Here is an 18,300-nt window from a genome sequence, read left to right as displayed (position 1 = left end):
GCAAGCCATGGTCGACAAGCACCTGTCCACGCAATTCGACAGCGACCTCAACTCGCTGTCCTCCCGGGTCATGGAACTCGGCGGCCTGGTGGAGTCGCAGATCCGGCAGGCGATCTACTCGCTGGCGCACTTCAACGAGGAGGCCGCCCGGCAGGTGCTCGAGACCGAGCACCGGGTCAACCTCATGGAGCTGGAGATCGACCGCGAGCTCTCCTCCGTGATCGCCCGCCGCCAGCCCACCGCGCGCGACCTGCGGCTGCTGATGGCGATCTCGCGCGTCACCGCCAACCTGGAGCGGGTCGGCGACGAGGCCGAGCGCGTCGCCCTCATGGTGCAGTCCATCCTGCGCAAGGGCGCCGCCGTGCGCACGCTGCCCGCCAGCGAGCTGGGCGTGGCGGCCGACCTCGCCTCGGCCGGGCTGCGCAAGTCGCTCGACGCCTTCGCCCGCCTCGACTGCGACGCCGCCGTGGCGATCCTGAAGGAGGACGACCTGCTGGACAAGGAGTTCGACGGCTTCGTGCGCAAGCTCATCACCTACATGATGGAAGATCCGCGCACCATCTCCAGCAGCCTGGACCTGCTGTTCGTCGCCAAGGCCATCGAGCGCATCGGCGACCACGCCAAGAACATCTCCGAGTGCATCATCTACGTGGTCAAGGGCGCCGATGTGCGGCACAGTACCATGGACCAGATCGAATCGACCGTGAAATCCCGCGGATGAAGAACCAGCCCCGCATCCTCATCGTGGAAGACGAGCCCGCCATCGCCGAGCTCATTGCCGTGAACCTGCGCCACAACGGGCTGAGCCCCGTCTGGGCCGAGGACGGCGAGGCCGCGCAGCGCGAGATCGACACCATGCTGCCGGACGCGATCCTGCTGGACTGGATGCTGCCCGGTGCGAGCGGGATGCAGCTCGCGCGCCGCTGGCGCACGGAGGCCCGCACGCGCGCGATCCCGATCCTGATGCTCACCGCCCGCGGCGACGAGCCGGACAAGGTGGCCGGGCTGGACGCCGGCGCCGACGACTACATCACCAAGCCGTTCTCCACCCAGGAACTGCTCGCCCGCATCCGCGCCGTGCTGCGCCGGCGCGCGCCCGAGAAGACGGAGGAGAGCGTCGCCATCGACCGCCTCACGCTCGACGCGGCCACGCACCGGGTGAGCTGGCAGGGCCGGCTGCTCAAGCTCGGGCCCACCGAGTTCAAGCTGCTGCATTTCCTGATGAAGCACCCGGAGCGCGTGCACACGCGCCAGCAGCTGCTCGATCGCGTCTGGGGCGACCACGTCTTCATCGAGGAGCGCACGGTGGACGTGCACGTGAAGCGCCTGCGCGAGGCGCTCGGCCCGGCCGGCGCGCTGGTCGAGACGGTGCGCGGCGCGGGCTACCGCATCACCGCGCAACCGGGGAGCGCGTGACCCCACGGGCGTTCGGCTTCCTGCTGTTCCTCGGCGGCGGGGGGGGCGCCGGCTGGCTCGTCGACGCATGGCCCGGGGCCGCACTCGGCGTGGCGCTCGGCGCCGCGCTGTGGTTCGCCCTCGACGCCGTGGCCGCCGCGCGCGTGCTGCGCTGGCTGGAGGCCGGCCAGCTGCGCGGCGCCCCGACCGGTGGCGGCTGGTGGGGCCGGCTGGCCGCCCGCGCCCGGCGCGGGCTCGCGACGCGCGAGGAGCGCGCCGAAGACGCCGAGCGCCGCCTGCACGCCTTCCTCGACGCCATCCGCAACTCGCCCAACGGCGTCGTGCTGGTGGACGCGCGCGGCTGCATCGAGTGGTTCAACCAGACCGCGGCCTCGCACCTGGGCCTGGAGCTGCAGCGCGACCTGCGGCAGCACGTGACGCACCTGCTGCGCGATCCCCGTTTCACCGAGTACTACCACGCTGGCCACTATGCGGGCGACGTCGCCATCGACGCACCCGCCAGCAGCGCCTCGCGCCCGCGCCGGCTGGCGGTGCACGTGCATCCCTACGGGGAGGGCCGCCGGCTGCTGCTGTCGCGCGACGTGACGGCGCTGGAGCAGGCCGAAACCATGCGGCGCGACTTCGTCGCCAACGTCTCGCACGAGATTCGCACGCCGCTGACCGTGCTGTCCGGCTTCGTGGAGACGCTGCAGACTCTCGAGCTCTCGCGCGAGGAGCGCGACCGCTACCTCGGGATGATGGCGCAGCAGACGCAGCGCATGCAGATGCTGGTCGCCGACCTGCTGACGCTGTCGCGGCTGGAAGGCAGCCCGCCGCCGGGCGAAGGCGAGTGGATCGCGCTGCAGGCCCTGCTGGCCCAGTGCGAGCAGGACGCGCGCGCGCTCGCGGCGGCGCAGGGCAAGGCGCTGCGTCTGGGCTTCGCCCCGGCGCCGCCGCTGGCGCTGGGTGGCGCGCCCGGCGAGCTGCAAAGCGCGCTGTCCAACCTGGTGAGCAACGCCGTGCGCTATACGCCTTCCGGGGGCGCGGTGGAAGTCCAGGCCGAGGCCGGCGAGGGCGGCCGGGTGGTGCTGTCGGTGCGCGACACCGGGCCGGGCATCGCGCCCGAGCACCTGCCGCGGCTGACGGAACGCTTCTACCGCCTCGACCGCAGCCGCTCGCGCGAAACGGGGGGCACCGGCCTGGGATTGGCGATCGTCAAGCACGTGGTGCAGCGGCACGGAGGCGAGCTGCGCATCGCCAGCACGCCGGGCCAGGGCTCCACCTTCGCGATCGTGCTGCCGGCGGCGCGGGTGCGTGCCGTGCCGGCCGAAGTTCAGGCCGGCACCGCGATGCGCGTCTGACGCACCGCGCGCCACAGGATCAGCGGCAGGATCACGGCCAGCAGGCCCAGCGCGAAGCTGCTGCCGATCCAGAAGGCCGAGGGGTCCTGCTGCGCCGGCCAGGCGCCGAGGCCGCGATAGGCGAGCAGGTAGCCGCCGAGCACGCCCACGCCCCACAACAGCACGCAGTACGCCACCAGCGGCGCCACGGTCACGCGGTAGGAGCGCAGCACGAACACGCACAGGGCCTGCATCGCATCGCCGAAGTGATAGAGCGCGACCCAGGCCAGCAGGCCGGTCGCCACCGCCGCGACCTGCCGGTCCGCGGAGTAGAGCGCCGCCAGGCCGCCGCGCCCCAGCAGCATCGCGCAGCCCATCGCCACCGCCAGCACGAGGCCGATGCGGAAGCCGGTGCGGATGCTGCCGCGGGCCTTCTTCGCCTCGCCCGCGCCCAGCCAGTAGCTCACGCGCGCGCTGGTGGCGATCCCGATCGACAGCGGCACCATGTACATGACCGCGGCGAGGTTGGCCGCGATCTGGTGCGCCGCCGCCGCCAGCGTGCCCTGGCGCGCGATGAACAGCGACATCAGCGTGAAGGAGGTGACCTCCACCATGATGGCGAGCCCCGCCGGCACGCCCAGCCGCGCGAAGTCCGCGATCGTGCGCCAGTGCGGCGGCTCCACCGGCTGCCAGACGGCGTAGGGCCGGTACAGCGGGCTGGTGCGCACCATCCACACGGCGACGGCGAGGAACAGGTAGCTGACGACCACCGTCGCCCAGGCGCAGCCCACGGCGCCCAGGGGCGGCACGCCGGCCCCGCCGAAGGCGAACCAGATCGTGAGCGGCACCTTCAGCGCCAGCGAGGCGAGCTGCAGCCAGGTGACCAGCTGGGGGTGTCCCAGGCTCTGGTTCAGCGTGCTGTACAGGCGGAACAGGAGCGCGGCAGGCAGGGCCAGGGCCAGCACGGAGAGGTACTGGCGCACGTCGTCCTGCAGGGCCGGCGGCACTTGCGTGCCCTGCAGCAGCGCGTTGGGGAACAGCAGCCCGAGGACCCCGGCCAGGCTGGCCAGCGCGACGAGGTACAGCGCCTGCCGCACCGAGCGCCCGAGTTCGGCGCCGCGCCGCGCGCCGTGCAGCTCGGCCCAGATCGGCAGCAACGCCTGCAGCGATCCCATCAGCGCGACGAACACCGTGATGTAGACGGCCGACCCAACCGACAGCGCGGCCAGGGCCTGCTGCGAGTAGCGGCCCGCCACGATCGTGTCGGTCACGCCGAAGGCCATGGTGGCCAGCTGGCCCGCCAGCACCGTCGCGGCGTGGCGGGCAATGATGCCTCTTTCGCTCAAGAGATAACCTCCCCCAGGCTCCGCACTTCGTGCTCCGCCACCCCCCTCCGCAAGCGGAGGGGGCGAGCGCCTTCGGGCGGCCGGGCGGCGCTCAAGGCGCCTTCTTGTACAGGAGCACGTTCTCGGTCTTGTCCGTCGGCCGCTGGACGCGGGCGACCAGCGTCCAGCGGTCGGGCGCGAAAGCCATGGGCACCGAGGACTGCAGCGGTTCGGCCGCGAGCAGCCAGGGGCAGGCGCTGGGCGCGCCGGCCATGCGCACGTCCAGCGCGCCGTGGTAGCGCAGGGCCGCGATCTGCGCGCGGGTCAGGCCGAAGACTTCCACGCAGCCGGGGGCATCGATGCGGGCGCGCACGCGGCTCACCAGGGGCGCGTAGCTGCGGGCGTAGTCCAGCACCGGCAGCCACAGCGTGGTCACCAGCAGCCAGCCGAGGGCCGACCCGCCGGCCGGCAGCACCAGGCTCTTCCAGATCGCCTCGCGGCTGCGCTTGGTGCGCCAGCGCACCAGCGCGATCCACGCCAGCGTGGCCGCCAGCGCCACCACGAAGGGCAGCAGCGAGAACGACGGCACGAAGCCGGGCGCGAGCCTCGCCACGTTGGCCGCGGGCTTGGGCGGCACGCCCGTCTGCATCGAGATCCAGATCACCCAGATGGCCAGCGCGCAGCCGCTGAAGAACAGGAGCGTGAACCAGTCGATCAGCGCCGAGACGCTGCGCTTGAAGGTGGGCAGCGCGAAGGCGGCGAGCGTGGCCAGCGCCGGCAGGCCGAGGAGGAGCGCGCGGTCCGGGTTGGGCGCCAGCACCGAGGTGAAGATGGAGACCACCGCGAACCACAGCGGCAGGGCGACGTGGCGGCGCCCGAGCTGGCGGCGCCAGCGCCACACCGTCCACAAGGCCAGCGGCCAGGCGGGCCAGGTGAACCAGGCCAGCAGGCGGCTGATGGAGAGCCAGTCTCGCGTGGCGCCGAAGGGCAGCGGGCTCAGGCGCCACTCCCACATGTCGAAGGCCGCGGCGGCCGCGCCGGCCGCGAGGGCGACCGCGATGACGATCGCGGCCCCGCGGCTGCCGCGCGTGTCGGTGGAGGCGTCGCTGGGCGCACCCGTGAAGTGCAGCACCGCGCCGCCGAGGGCGAACAGGCTGGCCATCGCCGGCGCGCCGCTCAGGCCCAGGCCCAGGAGGCCGGCGCCGAGGCAGATCGCCGGCAGCGTCATGCGGTAGGGCAGCGCCGCCAGGCCGTAGAAGGTGAGCGCGGTGAACCCGAGCTGCGCCAGTGCCGGCGTGGTTTCGTGCGACAGCTGCGCCAGCCCGAGGCAGGCGATCAGCGCCAGCAGCCCGCCGTCGGCGATGGCCCGCGCGTAGTCGGTAGGATGGGCCTCGCCGCCGAAGGCGAAGGGCACCGGCTGCGCGCCGGGCGTGCGGGCCAGGAAATAGACGCCGTACCAGGTGGCGAACAGCGTCAGCACCAGCAGCGCGATGAAGGGGATGCGCGCGGCGAGGTCCGGCGCCAGCCACGGCGGCGCGATGCGGATGAACCAGGCACCGAGCCAGTAGGGCAGCAGGGCCTCGAACTCGGGCGGCTGACCGAGCAGGTCCGGGCTGAGCCAGTGCGCCCGGCCGGCGGCCAGCTCGTACATGTAGCCGAACGCCATGATGTCCGCGTTCTTCCACGGCTCCCGGCCGAGGAAGCCGGGCAGCACGTAGGCCGCGCAGAACAGCAGCAGCGCCAGCCTGGGCAGGCGGCGCACGGCGCTCTGGGCGACGATGGCGGGGGTGGGCTGGGTCACGCGCGGGAGTTTGTCACAGGGCGGCGTTCGCCCCGCGCAACAAAAAAGGCAGCCCGTAGCTGCCTTTCCTGGGGAAGAGCGTCCGGATTACTTGGCGGCGGCCTTGTTGCCGAACTTCTTCAGGAACTTGTCCACGCGGCCGCCCATGTCGTTGACGGACTTCTGGGTGCCCGTGTAGAAGGGGTGCGACTCGCTGGAGGTGTCCAGCTTGAACAGCGGCAGCTCGCGGCCGTCGTCCATCTTCACGGTCTCGCGCGTGCCCACGCAGGAGCGGGTGACGAACTTGAAGCCGTTCGACAGGTCCACGAAGCAGACTTCGCGGTAGTTGGGGTGGATGCCTTCTTTCATGGTGTCCTCGTCTGGTTTCGGGAGCCGCGCCGGGACATCCGGCGTACTTTCCAGGGCAGCCGAAGATTATAACCGGTCCGCGCCGGCAGGCGCCGGCCTCAACCTGCATCCAGCTCCAGCAGCAGGGGCTGGTGGTCGGAGGCCCGGGTGGCGCTGTCGACCTCCAGGCGCCGGACGCGGTCCTTCAGGCCGTCGGTGACGAACACGAAGTCGAAGGCGACCGGCCGGGGCAGGTAGCGCTGCTCGTGGACGCAGAAGGTGGGCGTGCGCGGGCGGCCGCCGTGCACCAGGTCCCAGCTGTCCCACAGGGTGCTGCGCTCCGAAGCCTCGGCCACCGCCGCGTGTTCCTCGGTGGCCGGATGGCTGTTGAAGTCGCCGCAGAGAATGGCCTCGGCGGCGAGGTTCCGGGCGCCCTTCGGCGGGGACTGCGCCTGGTCGAAGTACTCCAGGTGCAGTGCGCGCAGGGCGCGGGCCTGCGCGAGCCGCTGGCGCTTCGAATAGAACTCCAGGTGCGTGGTCATGATCCGGACCGGCCCCAGTCCGGGCACCAGCACCGTGACCACCGTGCACATGCGCGGCGTGGATTCGGTGCCTGCGTCGACGGGGAAGGGCAGTGCATGGTGCTGCACCTGGGCGACCGACAGCCGGGTTGCGACGAGGTTGCCGAAGCGCTTGCGCTGGCCGTCCTCCCAGGTGTCCTGCGCGGCGCCGAAGAAGATGCGGAAGCCGGGCAGCAGTCCCGCGATCTCCGCGGCCTGGCATGCGCCGTGATCGTTGTCCGAGATCTCCTGCAGGCACAGGACGTCGAAGTCCGCGAGCGCTCGGGCGCCCTCGACGATGCGGGGGCAGCTCACCTGGCCGTCGATGCCCCTGCATTCCTGCGTATTCCAGGTCACGAGCTTCATGGGCCGATGATGCTGCGGAACGCGCAAGAAAAAAGCCCGGCGGCGCCGGGCTTCTTGCGTTCGCGGGGGGGAGGAACTCAGCCGCCGCGGCGCATCATGTCGAAGAACTCCACGTTGGACTTCGTGGCCTTCATGGACTTCAGCACCATCTCCATCGCCTCGATCTCGTCCATGTTGTACATGAACTGGCGCAGGATGCGGGTCTTCTGCAGCACCTCGGGGGCCAGCAGCAGTTCCTCGCGGCGGGTGCCGGAGCGATTGAGCTGGATCGAGGGGAACACGCGCTTTTCGTACAGGCGGCGGTCGAGGTGCAGTTCGCTGTTGCCCGTGCCCTTGAACTCCTCGAAGATCACTTCGTCCATGCGCGAGCCGGTGTCGATCAGCGCGGTGGCGATGATGGTCAGCGAGCCGCCTTCCTCCACGTTGCGCGCCGCGCCCAGGAAGCGCTTGGGCCGCTGCAGCGCGTTGGCGTCGACGCCACCGGTGAGCACCTTGCCGGAGGAGGGCACGACGTTGTTGTAGGCGCGGGCGAGGCGGGTGATCGAGTCGAGCAGGATCACCACGTCCTTCTTCAGTTCGACCAGGCGCTTGGCGCGCTCGATCACCATCTCGGCGACGTGCACGTGGCGCGCGGCCGGTTCGTCGAAGGTGGACGCGATCACTTCGGCCTTCACCGAGCGCTGCATGTCCGTCACTTCCTCGGGCCGCTCGTCCACCAGCAGCACCATCATGTAGCTGTCCGGGTAGTTGGCGGCGATGGCGTGCGCCATGTGCTGCATCATCACCGTCTTGCCGCTCTTGGGCGGCGCGACGATCAGCGCCCGCTGGCCCTTGCCGATCGGCGCGATGATGTCGATCACCCGGCCGGTGATGTTCTCTTCGCTCTTGAGGTTGTCGCGTTCCAGACGCATCTGTTCCCGGGGGAACAGCGGCGTCAGGTTCTCGAACATGATCTTGTGCTTGTTGTCCTCCGGTAGGCCGCCGTTGACCTTGTCGAGCTTGGTCAGCGCGAAGTAGCGCTCGCCGTCCTTCGGCGTCCTGACTTCGCCCTCGATCATGTCGCCCGTGTGCAGGTTGAAGCGGCGCACCTGCGAGGGGGAGATGTAGATGTCGTCCGTGCTCGCGGTGTAGCTCGTGTCGGGGCTGCGCAAGAAGCCGAAGCCGTCCGGCAGGATCTCCAGCACCCCGTCGGCGAAGACCTGTTCGCCCGCGCGCGCGCGCTTCTTGATGATGGCGAACATCAGCTCCTGCTTGCGCATGCGGCCGGTGTTCTCGATCTCGAGCTCTTCGGCCTGCTTGAGGACTTCCGAGACGTGCAGCGCCTTGAGTTCGTTCAGGTGCATGGAGTTACCCCTGTGGGGAGTTTTCGTGTTGGCTTGGGGGAGGTTGCTTGCAGGACGAGAGGTGCCCTGCGAACCGGGAATTCGAACTGGCCCGACGAAGCCGGCGGATCAGTGATTGGGCCGGATTATGCAGCAAAAAATGAGAAACGGGGCCGTGGGCCCCGTTGTCGTCCGAATGGCTCGTTCACGCCAATTGCTGGTCGAGGAAGGCCGTCAGCTGCGCCTTGCTCATCGCGCCCACCTTGGTGGCGGCGAGCTGGCCGTCCTTGAACAGCATCAGCGTGGGGATGCCGCGGATGCCGAAGCGCGCCGGCACGTCGCGGTTCTCGTCGACATTCATCTTGGCGATCTGCAGCTTGTCCTTGTAGGCGACGGAGACCTCGTCGAGGATGGGCGCGATCATCTTGCACGGGCCGCACCACTCCGCCCAGTAGTCCACCAGGACCGGCTTGTCGGCCTTCAGGACGTCGGAGTCGAAGGAGTCATCGGAGATGTGCTTGATCAGGTCGCTGGCCATCGGGTATTCCTCTTGTTTCGGGTGTGCTTGGCGCTGAAGCCGCGGCACGGAAATTGTGACAGAAACCGGGCAGCACTTCCGGCGTGGAGGAATGGAGTCCCCTATCGCGGCGATAGGGGAAAGCGGCGCGGCGGAATCGCCGTGCCGCCTGGCTCAGAAGTTGGAGCGGTAGTAGACCATCGGGCCGCCGTTCTTGCGCTTGATGGAAATGCGCGCACCGCCTTCCATCTGCAGGCCGACGAAGCCGAGGTCTGCCGCGAGGCCGCTCTTGCCGGCGGTGGAGAGGTTCATTTCCACGCGCGCGCCGTACACGGGCTGGCGCGAGGTGACCAGCGCGTAGGCGTCGTCGTCGGAGCTCATGCGCCGCCAGGCCATGATGTCGACCTGCTGGCTCTGCACGCGCTGGCTGAAGCGCAGGCCCAGGTCGATGCTCGGCCGCTGGGACTGCAGCCCGATCGGCTGCGGCGTCTGGCGCACCGTGAAGCCGCTCATGCCCACCAGGGCGCCCAGTCCCGAGGGCCGCGTGCCGGGGAACAGGGAAACGTCGATCCGCGGAGCCTGGAAGCCGGAGTCGGGCGCCTCGAGGCGCGGCAGCGCGCTCGTCTGCACCTGCACCCGCACGGCCGGGTCCGTCGGGGCCTGCGCCAGCAGGATCTCGGCAGGCGGCTGCCCGGACTCCTGCGCCCACACGGCCGGGCAAGCCGCACTCAGCGCCAGCAAGGCGCCGACAGCCTGGTGCAGCTTCCTCGGTGCGCCGGCGGTCCTTCTGCCGGCGGTAGCGGCCTTCTCCATTGCTCACCTCCCAGTGATGCAGCGCAGTCTAGGCAGGGCAGTACGGGAAGTTTGTGGGAAGTTGGCAGTGGTGGTTGTAAGAAGGTGCCCGGCGGTCGCCCGGAAGGTGGAGGACAGCCGACGGATGGCGCGCACGTGCCGCTGCGGCTATTCCCCGATGTGGTGCCAGCGGTCCTCGGGCAGCTTCCTGAGGGCTTCGTGCACCTGGTGCAACACCCCCTGCGCGGCCGCCCATTCGATGTGCTCGCACAGGCGGATGCGCTTTTCCAGGGCGGGCATGTGGTCCCACTCGGCGCGCGAGGCGGGCACCTTCCCCAGCTGGGGTGTCTTGTTCGGGAGCCAGTCGTAGAGGCGCTGCCAGGCCAGGGGCTGCGGGCACACGCGGTTGTTGCGGCGCGCCTCCTGCAACACCGTGTCGATGGCGAGGCTGGGAGAGGCGGCCGCGGGATTCGCGGACTGCAGCTCCGCAGGCTCGGTCTTGCCGAAACCGCGCTCCTGCTCGTTCAGCAGGGCCTGGAACAGCGCCCAGGACGTGTCGGTGTTCTTCTCGACCACCTCGATCTCGTGCCCCGGCGCCGGCCTGGACATCGATCCGGGTGCACTGCCCGATGAACCTGCCACGTTCCCTTCCTCCTCGTCGTTGGAGACGAATGTAATCGGATGTTTCTCGTCTGGGAATGCGGCGCGCCAACGATGCATCCGATGGGCGGGCCGGCGGCAGAGGCTTCCGTGAAATTGTTCGCAGGACCGCGGCATCGTGGTGGAACATGGGGCCTGCGGGGCAACATTGGCCTGCCTCCAAGGCCAGGCGCGATGGCGCGAAGGATGCTGCGGGACCTCGAGTCGCAGGATTTGACCCTCCCTCAACACGGCTCGCCCGGCGGCTTGTCCATCGGCTGGCTGCCGTGATCGAATCCGGGATCATCCCGGGATCCATCATCATGAAGAAGATCGCCGCGGTCGTCGCCATGACCGTGATCTCCATCGGCGTGCAGGCGACAGACCTGAAGGAGCCCACGCCGCAGCAGCAACTCGCGACCACCTGCAACGCCGAGGCCCACTACAGGGAACTGAAGGGGCAGGACAGGAACAGGTTCGTCTCCTCCTGCCTGTCGGAGGGGAGGAAGCGCCAGGGCGAGGTCATGAAGTCCTGCAACGAGGCGGCCCAGTACAAGAAGGCCGACGAGCGCAGGAAGTTCATGGCGGAGTGCCAGAGGGGTTGATGCAGCAGGCGGTGCGCGGCACGCGGGGTTCTGCAAGCTGGTGCTGCAAACCGCTGGCGTCGATACCGGAGTCGTCGGCGCCACAGATGCGAATGCGGCGGGCGCCTGGAACAGCCTGAAATCCATCCTTCGTGAACCCAACCCGGTTACCCCTGAGCGCGGGTGCGGGCGCGTCCGGAACCCGCTGTATCCTTCATCGTTCTGGATGATTGACATATGCCGCCGCTTCCGACCCTGAATCGCCGTGCTGTACTGGGTCTTGCGGCCGGTTGCACACTCCCGCTGGCTTGGCCAGCCCTCGCGGAGAGCTACCCCTCGCGCGCGCTGCATATCGTCGTGCCCTTCACGCCTGGCGGTTCCAACGATTTTCTGGCGCATGCACTTGGCGCGGCGCTGGCGCGCAGCCTCGGCCAGCAGGTCGTCATCGACAACGTGCCTGGATCCGGCGGCGTCTTCGGGGCAGAGCGCGTCGCGCGCATGCCCGCGGATGGTTACACGCTGCTTATGGGGCACGTCGGCACGCTGGCGATCGCCCCCGCCCTCTACCCCAACCTCGCGTACGACCCCTTGAGCAGCTTCGTGCCCATCGGCTTGGTGGCCCGCGTCCCCAACCTCCTTGCGGTGAAGTCCTCGCTTCCCGCGCGCTCGCTCAAGGACTTGGTGGAACTGGCGAAGTCACGCCCGGGCCGTATCGCGTACGGCTCGCCGGGGAGCGGCAGCACCGCGCAGGCGACGATGGAAATGCTCAAGTTGCAGACCGGCGCGCCGATGCTGCACATCCCTTACCGTGGCAGTGCCGATTCCGTGAAGGAACTCCTGTCCGATGGCGTACAGGTCGTCTTCACCGGTACTCCCGGCCTGATGGCGCTGATCCGCATGGGCAAGGTGCGCGCGCTGGCGGTCGGCAGCACGAAACGGCTCCCCCTGCTGCCGAACGTGCCGACCATCGCGGAAAGCCTGCCGGCCACCCGTGAGTTCGAGACGGATCAGTGGTACGGGCTGCTGGCGCCCGCTGGCACCCCGGGCGACATCATCGCCTTGCTGAACGAGCACCTGAACAAGGCGCTGGCGTCCGAGGCGCTGCTGACCGACTTCGCGGACCGGGCTGTCGAAGCCACGCCGGGCTCGCCGCAGGCGCTCACCCAGCAGATCGCCCGCGAAGTCCCGCGCTGGCAGAAGGTCGTCAAGACCACGCGCATTCGGCCCGAGTGAGCGCTGGCCCGCCCGACACGTCGCTGCTCTGCTCTGCGCGTCCGCTTCCTTGGAATGCGTGGGTGTAACGAGCGGGGTGCACCGGACCCCATGGGACTACCTCGAACACGTTTCGAAGCTGCGGGTGACTGGGGCCTCAGCGTACCTTGCCGCGGCAGGGTGGCCGGCGGGCAGCATGACCCTCAGATACGCGGGAGAAAAAAAGCCCGGTCAGGGACGCCATCAGGGTGATCCACCTTGATAACGTGACACCCGAGGTGACACAGGCAGGTGACACAGCCGCCTCCTGGAGGGGCCTGGCCGAAGCCAAGTCCTTGATCCAAAGAGGCGTCTGCTGGGGTATTGAAGACGAGCCTTACCCCCGGCACTGGCTCCACAGTTAGGGCTGCTTGGTTCCCCACCTGACCCGGTTGGCCGCTTCACCATGCGGGGAGGCCCGTCAGGGCGTATTGTAGGCGAGAGCGCGAGCACCGCGCCGGGAGGGGCGGAAGCCCCCCCTTAGAATCGGGCGCATGTCTTACCTCGTGCTCGCCCGGAAGTACCGGCCCCGGACCTTCTCCCAGATGGTCGGCCAGGAGCACGTGGTGCAGGCTCTCACCAACGCGCTGGAGCAGCGGAGGCTGCACCACGCCTACCTGTTCACCGGCACGCGCGGCGTCGGCAAGACGACCGTCTCGCGCATCCTCGCCAAGTCGCTCAACTGCCAGGGCCCGGACGGGCAGGGCGGCATCACCGCCACGCCCTGCGGCGTGTGCCAGGCCTGCACCGACATCGACAGCGGCCGCTTCGTCGACTACACCGAGCTCGACGCGGCCTCCAACCGCGGCGTCGACGAGGTCCAGCAACTGCTGGAGCAGGCGGTCTACAAGCCGGTGCAGGGCCGCTTCAAGGTCTTCATGATCGACGAAGTGCACATGCTCACGGGGCACGCCTTCAACGCCATGCTGAAGACGCTGGAGGAGCCGCCCGAGTACCTCAAGTTCGTGCTGGCGACCACCGATCCGCAGAAGGTGCCGGTGACCGTCCTTTCGCGCTGCCTGCAGTTCAACCTGCGCCCCATGGCGCCGGAGACCGTGCAGGAGCACCTGGTGCGCGTGCTGGAAGCCGAGGCGGTGCCGGCCGACGCCCAGGCGCTGCGCCTGCTCTCCCGCGCCGCGCGCGGCTCGATGCGCGACGCGCTGTCGCTCACCGACCAGGCGATCGCCTTCGGCGGCGGCCAGTTGCGCGAGCCCGCGGTGCGCCAGATGCTGGGCAGCGTGGACCGCAGCCACGTGTTCCGCCTCGTCGAGGCGCTGGCGCAGGGCGACGGCAAGACCGTGGTGGAGACGTCCGAGGACTTGCGCCTGCATGGCCTCAGTGCCGGCGCGGCGCTCGAGGAGATGAGCCTGGTCCTGCAGCGCATGGCGGTGCTGCAGGCGGTGCCGGAAGCGGCCGATGCCGGCGACGAAGAAGGCGCGACCATCGCGCGGCTCGCGGAGCTGCTGCCGGCGGACGAGACGCAGCTCCTTTACAGCATCTGCCTGCATGGACGGGCGGAGCTGGGGCTGGCGCCGGACGAATACGCGGCACTCACGATGGTGTTGCTGCGGCTGCTGGCATTCAAGCCGGGGGCGGCTCAAAAAAAAACTCTGAAGAGGAGTGAGGCGGGCCCGGGCGCTGGCGTTCGTCCTGTCGCCGCTCACCTCCAACCGGCGAGCAGTCCGCAGCCGGTCGCGGACGCCCCGTCACCGCGCCCCGCGGCCCCTCCCGGCCACGTCCTCCCCGTCGTCGAACCGCGCCAGGCCGGCGCCCGCCCGCCCGCGGCTCCCGCTTCACCCGCCTCCGACACTGGCGACATCGTCGGCGTCCCGGTCCGCGTGCCGCCCGAGCCCGCGCGCGAAGCGACCTCCGGCGCCCCCACCGTGGTCACCACCCCCGACGGCGACTTCTGGTATGCCACCGTGCAGCAGCTCGTCGAGCGCGAGGCCATCACCGCGCTCGTGCGCGAACTCGCGCTGCAGGCGCAGCTGGTGGCGCGCGACGAGGGCCACTGGATGCTGCGGGTGGAGCGCGAGTCCCTCAACCAGCCCGCCGCCCGCGAACGCCTGAAGACGGCGCTGCAGGCGGCCGGCCACGCCGTGGACCTGTCGGTCGAGGTCGGCGCCGTGGGCGACAGCCCGGCCAGGCGCAATGCCGCGGCGGCGGCGCGGCGGCAGCAGGCGGCCGAACAGATCATCCTGAACGACCCGTTCGTGCAGCAGATGCAGCGCGAGTTTGGGGCGAAAATCGTGCCGGGCAGCATCAAGCCCGTCGAGAAACACTGAAGAGAGCGAAACCATGTTCAACAAGGGACAGCTGGCAGGTCTGATGAAGCAGGCCCAGGCAATGCAGGACAACCTGAAGAAGGCGCAGGAGGAGCTGGCCCTCATCGAGGTCACCGGCGAATCCGGCGCCGGCCTCGTGAAGGTCGTGATGACCTGCAAGCACGACGTGAAGCGCGTGACCATCGATCCGACCCTGCTCGCGGACGACAAGGACATGCTGGAAGACCTCGTGGCCGCCGCCTTCAACGCCGCCGTGCGCAAGGCCGAAGAGACCACGCAGGAGAAGATGGGCAAGCTCACCGCGGGCCTGCCCCCCGGCATGAAGCTGCCTTTCTGAGCGTTTGGCCGAACCTTCCCTCCAGGCGCTGGTCGAGGCGCTGCGGCACCTGCCGGGCGTGGGCGTGAAGTCCGCCTCGCGCATGGCCTTCCACCTGCTGCAGCACGATCGCGAGGGCGCCCAGGTGCTCGCGCAGGCGCTGCAGCAGGCCGTCGCGCGCATCCGCCACTGCAGCCTGTGCCACACCTTCACCGAAGACGAGGTGTGCGCCACTTGCCGCAGCCCGCAGCGCGATCGCGGCAAGCTGTGCGTGGTGGAGACGCCGGCCGACCAGGCCGCGGTGGAACGCACGCAGGCCTACAACGGGCTCTACTTCGTCCTCATGGGCAAGCTGAGTCCCCTGGACGGCATCGGCCCCAAGGACATCGGCCTGGAAAAGCTGTTCGCGCGCGCCACCGATGGCGAGGTGCAGGAGGTGATTCTCGCCACCAACTTCACGGCCGAAGGGGAGGCCACGGCGCACGTGATCGCGGAGGCGCTGAAGCAGCGTGGACTCAAGGTGACTCGGCTCGCGCGAGGGGTGCCCGCGGGCAGCGAACTCGAATACGTGGATCTGGGGACCATCGCGCACGCGCTGGTCGACAGGAGGAGTAGATAACGATGACTTACGCGCGGTTCACCGTCGCGCACTGGTGCGTGCTGATCGCGGTGCTGCTGCCCTATGCCTGCAGCTATCTCGCCAAGTTCCGGGATTTCGGCAAGCCCCGCGTTGCCGGCGGCTACGACAACAGCGACCCGCGCGGCTGGCTGGCGCGCCAGGCGGGCTGGAAGGCGCGCGCCGACGCGGCGCAGGGCAACAGCTTCGAGGCGCTGCCCTTCTTCATCGGCGCCGTGATCATCGCCCACCAAGTGGGCGCGCCGCAGACGCGGCTGGACATCCTGGCGGTCCTTTTCGTCACGCTTCGCATCATCTACATCGTGATGTACGTGGCCGGATTCCCCACCGCGCGCTCCGCCATCTGGGCGCTGGCCTTCCTCGCGAACCTCGGGATCTTCCTGAGCGGCTGGCACTAGCCTAGGCACTCCTTGCACGCGTCTTGAGCAGCGGCCCTAAGGCCCCTGCGGGCGCCGCCAGGCCGCATGGCGGCCTGGCGCGGCGCGCCCCGTATTTACCCTCAGGGGATGGTCCTGATGCGGTGCACACAAGAGCGCACTACGCTCCTGCATCCATAAGAAGACGACACCGAGGGATGCCCATGAAGAGGACAGTGTTGAGTCGGCGCTCCTTCACACTGCTGGCTGCCGCGGCGGTTGCGGTGCCGGCGCTGCGGGCGCAGGGCCGGCCGGAGAAGAGAAGGGTCTCCATCGCGGTCGGCGGCAAGGCCGCCTTCTACTACCTCCCCCTCACGATCTCCGAGCAACTGGGCTACTTCAAGGCCGAAGGCCTCGATGTCGAGATCGCCGACTTCGCCGGCGGCGCCAAGGCGCTGGAGGCCCTGGTGGGCGGCTCGGCCGACGTGGTGAGCGGTGCGTACGAGCACACGATCCACATGCAGGCCAAGAAGCAGTTCGTCCAGTCGATCGTGCTCATGGGCCGCGCCCCGCAGATCGCGATGGGCGTGTCCACCAAGGGGATTCCCAACTACAGGGGCCTTGCGGACCTGCGCGGCAAGAAGATCGGCGTCTCCGCGCCGGGCTCGTCGACCAACATGGTGGCCAACCTCGTGCTCTCGCGGGCCGGCATCCAGGCCAGCGAGGTGAGCTACGTCGGCGTCGGCACGTCCGCCGGCGCGCTGGCGGCGCTGCGCTCGGGGCAGATCGACGCCATGAGCAACACCGAGCCGGTGATGACCATGCTGGAACAGAAGGGCGACGTGCGCATCGTCAGCGATACGCGCACGCTCAAGGGCACGCAGGAGGTGTTCGGCGGCCCGATGCCCGCGGCCTGCTTCTACACGCGCGCCGACTTCGTCAAGCAGAACCCCAACACCTGCCAGGGCCTGGCCAACGCGATCGTGCGCGGGCTCAAGTGGCTGCAGACCGCCGGCCCGAGCGACATCATCAAGACCGTGCCCGAGAGCTACCTGCTCGGCGACCGCGCGCTGTACCTCGCTTCGTTCACGCGCGTGCGCGAAGCGCTGGCGCTGGACGGCCTCCTGCCCGAGGACGGCGCGCGCACCGCGCTGAAGGCGCTGGCCAGCTTCGATCCGACGGTCAAGCCGGAGAGGATCGACCTGTCGCGCACCTTCACCAACGACTTCGCCCGCCGGGCGAAGGAGAAGTACAAGGCGTGAGCCGCGAGGCTCAGGCGCGCCGCGGGTCGTCCGGCGCGCGGTCGCGCGCATTGCGCACGCCGTCGCCGTCGCGATCGCGGTCGTTGCGGTTCAGGATGCCGTCGTGGTCGAAGTCGCCGTTCGGGCCGAAGCGGTCCACGCGCGCGATGTGGCGTCCATTCGGCACGTTGGGGTTGGGGTCGCGCGCGTTCGGGATGCCGTCGCCGTCGCGGTCGCGATCGCTGTGGTCCGCGATGCCGTCGTGGTCCATGTCGTAGCCGCGCACCAGCCGCGTCGGGTTGAAGACGTTCGGCTGCGGGTCGCTGCGGTTCGCGATGCCGTCGCCGTCGCGGTCGCCGTCGTAGCGGTTCTGGATGCCGTCCCGGTCGATGTCGCCGGAGGGCGAGTACGCCTGGGCCGCCTGGGCGGCGGCGCCGAAGGCCAGCAGCGAAGCGGCGAGGGTGGCTGCGAGGACTCTTTTCATGCTTGCACTCCTTGATTCACATCGCTCCCAGAGTGGGGGCGGTTTGCGGACGACCGATGGGCAGGCGGCTGCTCCCGGTGTCGGAGAGATCCCGCAACCGGGGACGCGCATGAAAAAGGGGCCCGCAGGCCCCATGGAGATCCCGGCTTCAGCCTCAGCTGCGGCGCGGGTTGTACGGGAACTGGTCGCGCCGGTTCGGGACGCCGTCGCCATCGATGTCGCGGTCGTACTGGTTCGCGATGCCGTCGTGGTCGAAGTCACCCTCGGGGTGGTTGCGCGCGAACTGCCGCGCCTCGCGTTCGGCCATCCGGCGCTCCCAGTTGTTGCCCACCAGGATCCAGCTGCCGTCGGCACGCTGCACCCAGCGCGGCTCGCGGTACTCGTAGCCCGTACGATCGCGCAGCCAGTGGCCCTCGACCCACGCGTATTCGTTGCCCCGATACTCGTAGTGGCCCGGCGCCCAGACCCAGCCTTCGCGCGCGGAGGGAACGACCTCGTGGCGCGGCGGCGGGGGTGCCACGGAGACGATCGCGGTGTACTGCGCCTGGGCGGCGGCGCCAAAACCCATCAGCGCAGCGGCGAAGGCGGCCGCGAGCAGAGACTTGCGTTGCATGTGAGACTCCTTGAATTGACGGATGCCATGACTGTCGCGGCTGCGCGGCCGGTGCGGCATCAGCCTGCGGCGCGGCCATCCGTCGGAGTCGTCCTGCGCGAGGACAGGCGCGTTACGCGCTGACACGCCGCTTCACGCGGCGTGCACCT

General features: G+C 69.6%; 20 protein-coding genes and 1 other RNA gene. 10 read left to right on the top strand and 11 right to left on the bottom strand.

All coding sequences use genetic code 11. The annotated features are described in order from the left end of the window. Window positions 1-7 precede the first annotated feature (7 nt). The 3 genes from phoU to phoR are packed head-to-tail and all read left to right on the top strand — an operon-like array spanning window position 8 to window position 2,756. Complete coding sequence (gene phoU / locus JJ685_RS11145) at window positions 8-721, top strand: phosphate signaling complex protein PhoU (RefSeq protein WP_201674302.1); 714 nt, start codon at window positions 8-10, stop codon at window positions 719-721. Further along, window positions 718-1,416 carry a phosphate regulon transcriptional regulator PhoB gene (phoB, locus tag JJ685_RS11140; protein ID WP_201674301.1) on the top strand — a complete coding sequence of 233 codons (699 nt, stop codon included), beginning with the start codon at window positions 718-720 and terminating at the stop codon, window positions 1,414-1,416. Before phoU ends, phoB begins: the two co-directional genes overlap by 4 nt. Next, entirely contained in the window at window positions 1,413-2,756 is a 1,344-nt protein-coding gene (gene phoR / locus JJ685_RS11135; protein WP_201674300.1) for a phosphate regulon sensor histidine kinase PhoR, read from the top strand. Before phoB ends, phoR begins: the two co-directional genes overlap by 4 nt. Here the strand turns inward: phoR and JJ685_RS11130 are convergent. The 8 genes from JJ685_RS11130 to JJ685_RS11095 form a co-directional block, all read right to left on the bottom strand. Further along, window positions 2,729-4,081, bottom strand: a complete 1,353-nt coding sequence (locus JJ685_RS11130) for an MATE family efflux transporter (RefSeq protein WP_201674299.1) — start codon at window positions 4,079-4,081, stop codon at window positions 2,729-2,731. The two genes, phoR and JJ685_RS11130, sit on opposite strands and share 28 nt — an antisense overlap. Window positions 4,082-4,172: 91 nt before the next feature. Beyond that, a complete protein-coding gene (locus JJ685_RS11125) occupies window positions 4,173-5,861 on the bottom strand; it encodes a hypothetical protein (RefSeq protein ID WP_201674298.1) in 1,689 nt (562 codons plus the stop codon). An 87-nt stretch (window positions 5,862-5,948) separates the two neighbouring features. Next, a complete protein-coding gene (locus JJ685_RS11120) occupies window positions 5,949-6,209 on the bottom strand; it encodes a type B 50S ribosomal protein L31 (RefSeq protein ID WP_201674297.1) in 261 nt (86 codons plus the stop codon). A gap of 98 nt (window positions 6,210-6,307) precedes the next feature. Next, the gene (locus JJ685_RS11115) at window positions 6,308-7,114 is read right to left on the bottom strand and encodes an endonuclease/exonuclease/phosphatase family protein (RefSeq protein WP_201674296.1); all 807 of its coding nucleotides are present in this window, start codon (window positions 7,112-7,114) and stop codon (window positions 6,308-6,310) included. 77 nt (window positions 7,115-7,191) lie between these two features. After that, window positions 7,192-8,457 carry a transcription termination factor Rho gene (gene rho / locus JJ685_RS11110; RefSeq protein ID WP_201674295.1) on the bottom strand — a complete coding sequence of 422 codons (1,266 nt, stop codon included), beginning with the start codon at window positions 8,455-8,457 and terminating at the stop codon, window positions 7,192-7,194. A 184-nt stretch (window positions 8,458-8,641) separates the two neighbouring features. Next, window positions 8,642-8,974: a thioredoxin TrxA gene (trxA, locus tag JJ685_RS11105; RefSeq protein ID WP_201674294.1), complete on the bottom strand. Its 333-nt coding sequence runs from the start codon at window positions 8,972-8,974 to the stop codon at window positions 8,642-8,644. Between the two features lie 153 nt (window positions 8,975-9,127). Continuing rightward, window positions 9,128-9,766, bottom strand: coding sequence for a hypothetical protein (locus tag JJ685_RS11100; RefSeq protein WP_201674293.1), 639 nt, complete (start codon window positions 9,764-9,766; stop codon window positions 9,128-9,130). 147 nt (window positions 9,767-9,913) lie between these two features. Next, window positions 9,914-10,387, bottom strand: a complete 474-nt coding sequence (locus tag JJ685_RS11095; protein ID WP_201674292.1) for a hypothetical protein — start codon at window positions 10,385-10,387, stop codon at window positions 9,914-9,916. Between the two features lie 320 nt (window positions 10,388-10,707). Between JJ685_RS11095 and JJ685_RS11090 the strand changes: the two genes are divergently transcribed. Continuing rightward, window positions 10,708-10,989 carry a PsiF family protein gene (locus JJ685_RS11090; RefSeq protein ID WP_201674291.1) on the top strand — a complete coding sequence of 94 codons (282 nt, stop codon included), beginning with the start codon at window positions 10,708-10,710 and terminating at the stop codon, window positions 10,987-10,989. A gap of 216 nt (window positions 10,990-11,205) precedes the next feature. Beyond that, on the top strand, window positions 11,206-12,201 hold the full coding sequence (locus tag JJ685_RS11085) for a Bug family tripartite tricarboxylate transporter substrate binding protein (protein WP_201674290.1): 996 nt from the start codon (window positions 11,206-11,208) through the stop codon (window positions 12,199-12,201). A 344-nt stretch (window positions 12,202-12,545) separates the two neighbouring features. Here the strand turns inward: JJ685_RS11085 and ffs are convergent. Beyond that, window positions 12,546-12,642: signal recognition particle sRNA small type (gene ffs / locus JJ685_RS11080), an RNA gene on the bottom strand. 71 nt (window positions 12,643-12,713) lie between these two features. Between ffs and dnaX the strand changes: the two genes are divergently transcribed. The 5 genes from dnaX (at window position 12,714) to JJ685_RS11055 (ending at window position 17,075) form a co-directional block, all read left to right on the top strand. Beyond that, window positions 12,714-14,504 carry a DNA polymerase III subunit gamma/tau gene (gene dnaX / locus JJ685_RS11075; protein ID WP_201674289.1) on the top strand — a complete coding sequence of 597 codons (1,791 nt, stop codon included), beginning with the start codon at window positions 12,714-12,716 and terminating at the stop codon, window positions 14,502-14,504. Window positions 14,505-14,517: 13 nt separating this feature from the next. Continuing rightward, entirely contained in the window at window positions 14,518-14,841 is a 324-nt protein-coding gene (locus tag JJ685_RS11070) for a YbaB/EbfC family nucleoid-associated protein (protein WP_201674288.1), read from the top strand. A gap of 4 nt (window positions 14,842-14,845) precedes the next feature. Further along, window positions 14,846-15,439: a recombination mediator RecR gene (gene recR / locus JJ685_RS11065; protein ID WP_201674287.1), complete on the top strand. Its 594-nt coding sequence runs from the start codon at window positions 14,846-14,848 to the stop codon at window positions 15,437-15,439. 2 nt (window positions 15,440-15,441) lie between these two features. Next, the gene (locus JJ685_RS11060) at window positions 15,442-15,855 is read left to right on the top strand and encodes an MAPEG family protein (RefSeq protein WP_201674286.1); all 414 of its coding nucleotides are present in this window, start codon (window positions 15,442-15,444) and stop codon (window positions 15,853-15,855) included. A 182-nt stretch (window positions 15,856-16,037) separates the two neighbouring features. Then, a complete protein-coding gene (locus tag JJ685_RS11055) occupies window positions 16,038-17,075 on the top strand; it encodes an ABC transporter substrate-binding protein (protein WP_408015466.1) in 1,038 nt (345 codons plus the stop codon). Window positions 17,076-17,085: 10 nt separating this feature from the next. Here the strand turns inward: JJ685_RS11055 and JJ685_RS29805 are convergent, their stop codons facing one another. After that, window positions 17,086-17,538, bottom strand: a complete 453-nt coding sequence (locus JJ685_RS29805) for a thrombospondin type 3 repeat-containing protein (RefSeq protein ID WP_236598878.1) — start codon at window positions 17,536-17,538, stop codon at window positions 17,086-17,088. 154 nt (window positions 17,539-17,692) lie between these two features. Further along, entirely contained in the window at window positions 17,693-18,151 is a 459-nt protein-coding gene (locus JJ685_RS11045) for a thrombospondin type 3 repeat-containing protein (RefSeq protein ID WP_201674284.1), read from the bottom strand. Between the last annotated feature and the right edge of the window lie 149 nt (window positions 18,152-18,300).

Origin of the sequence: Ramlibacter monticola (assembly GCF_016722785.1) — a bacterium.
Lineage (GTDB): Bacteria > Pseudomonadota > Gammaproteobacteria > Burkholderiales > Burkholderiaceae_C > Ramlibacter > Ramlibacter monticola.
Note: the sequence above shows the minus strand (reverse complement) of the source record. Positions and strands in the feature narration are given on the sequence as shown.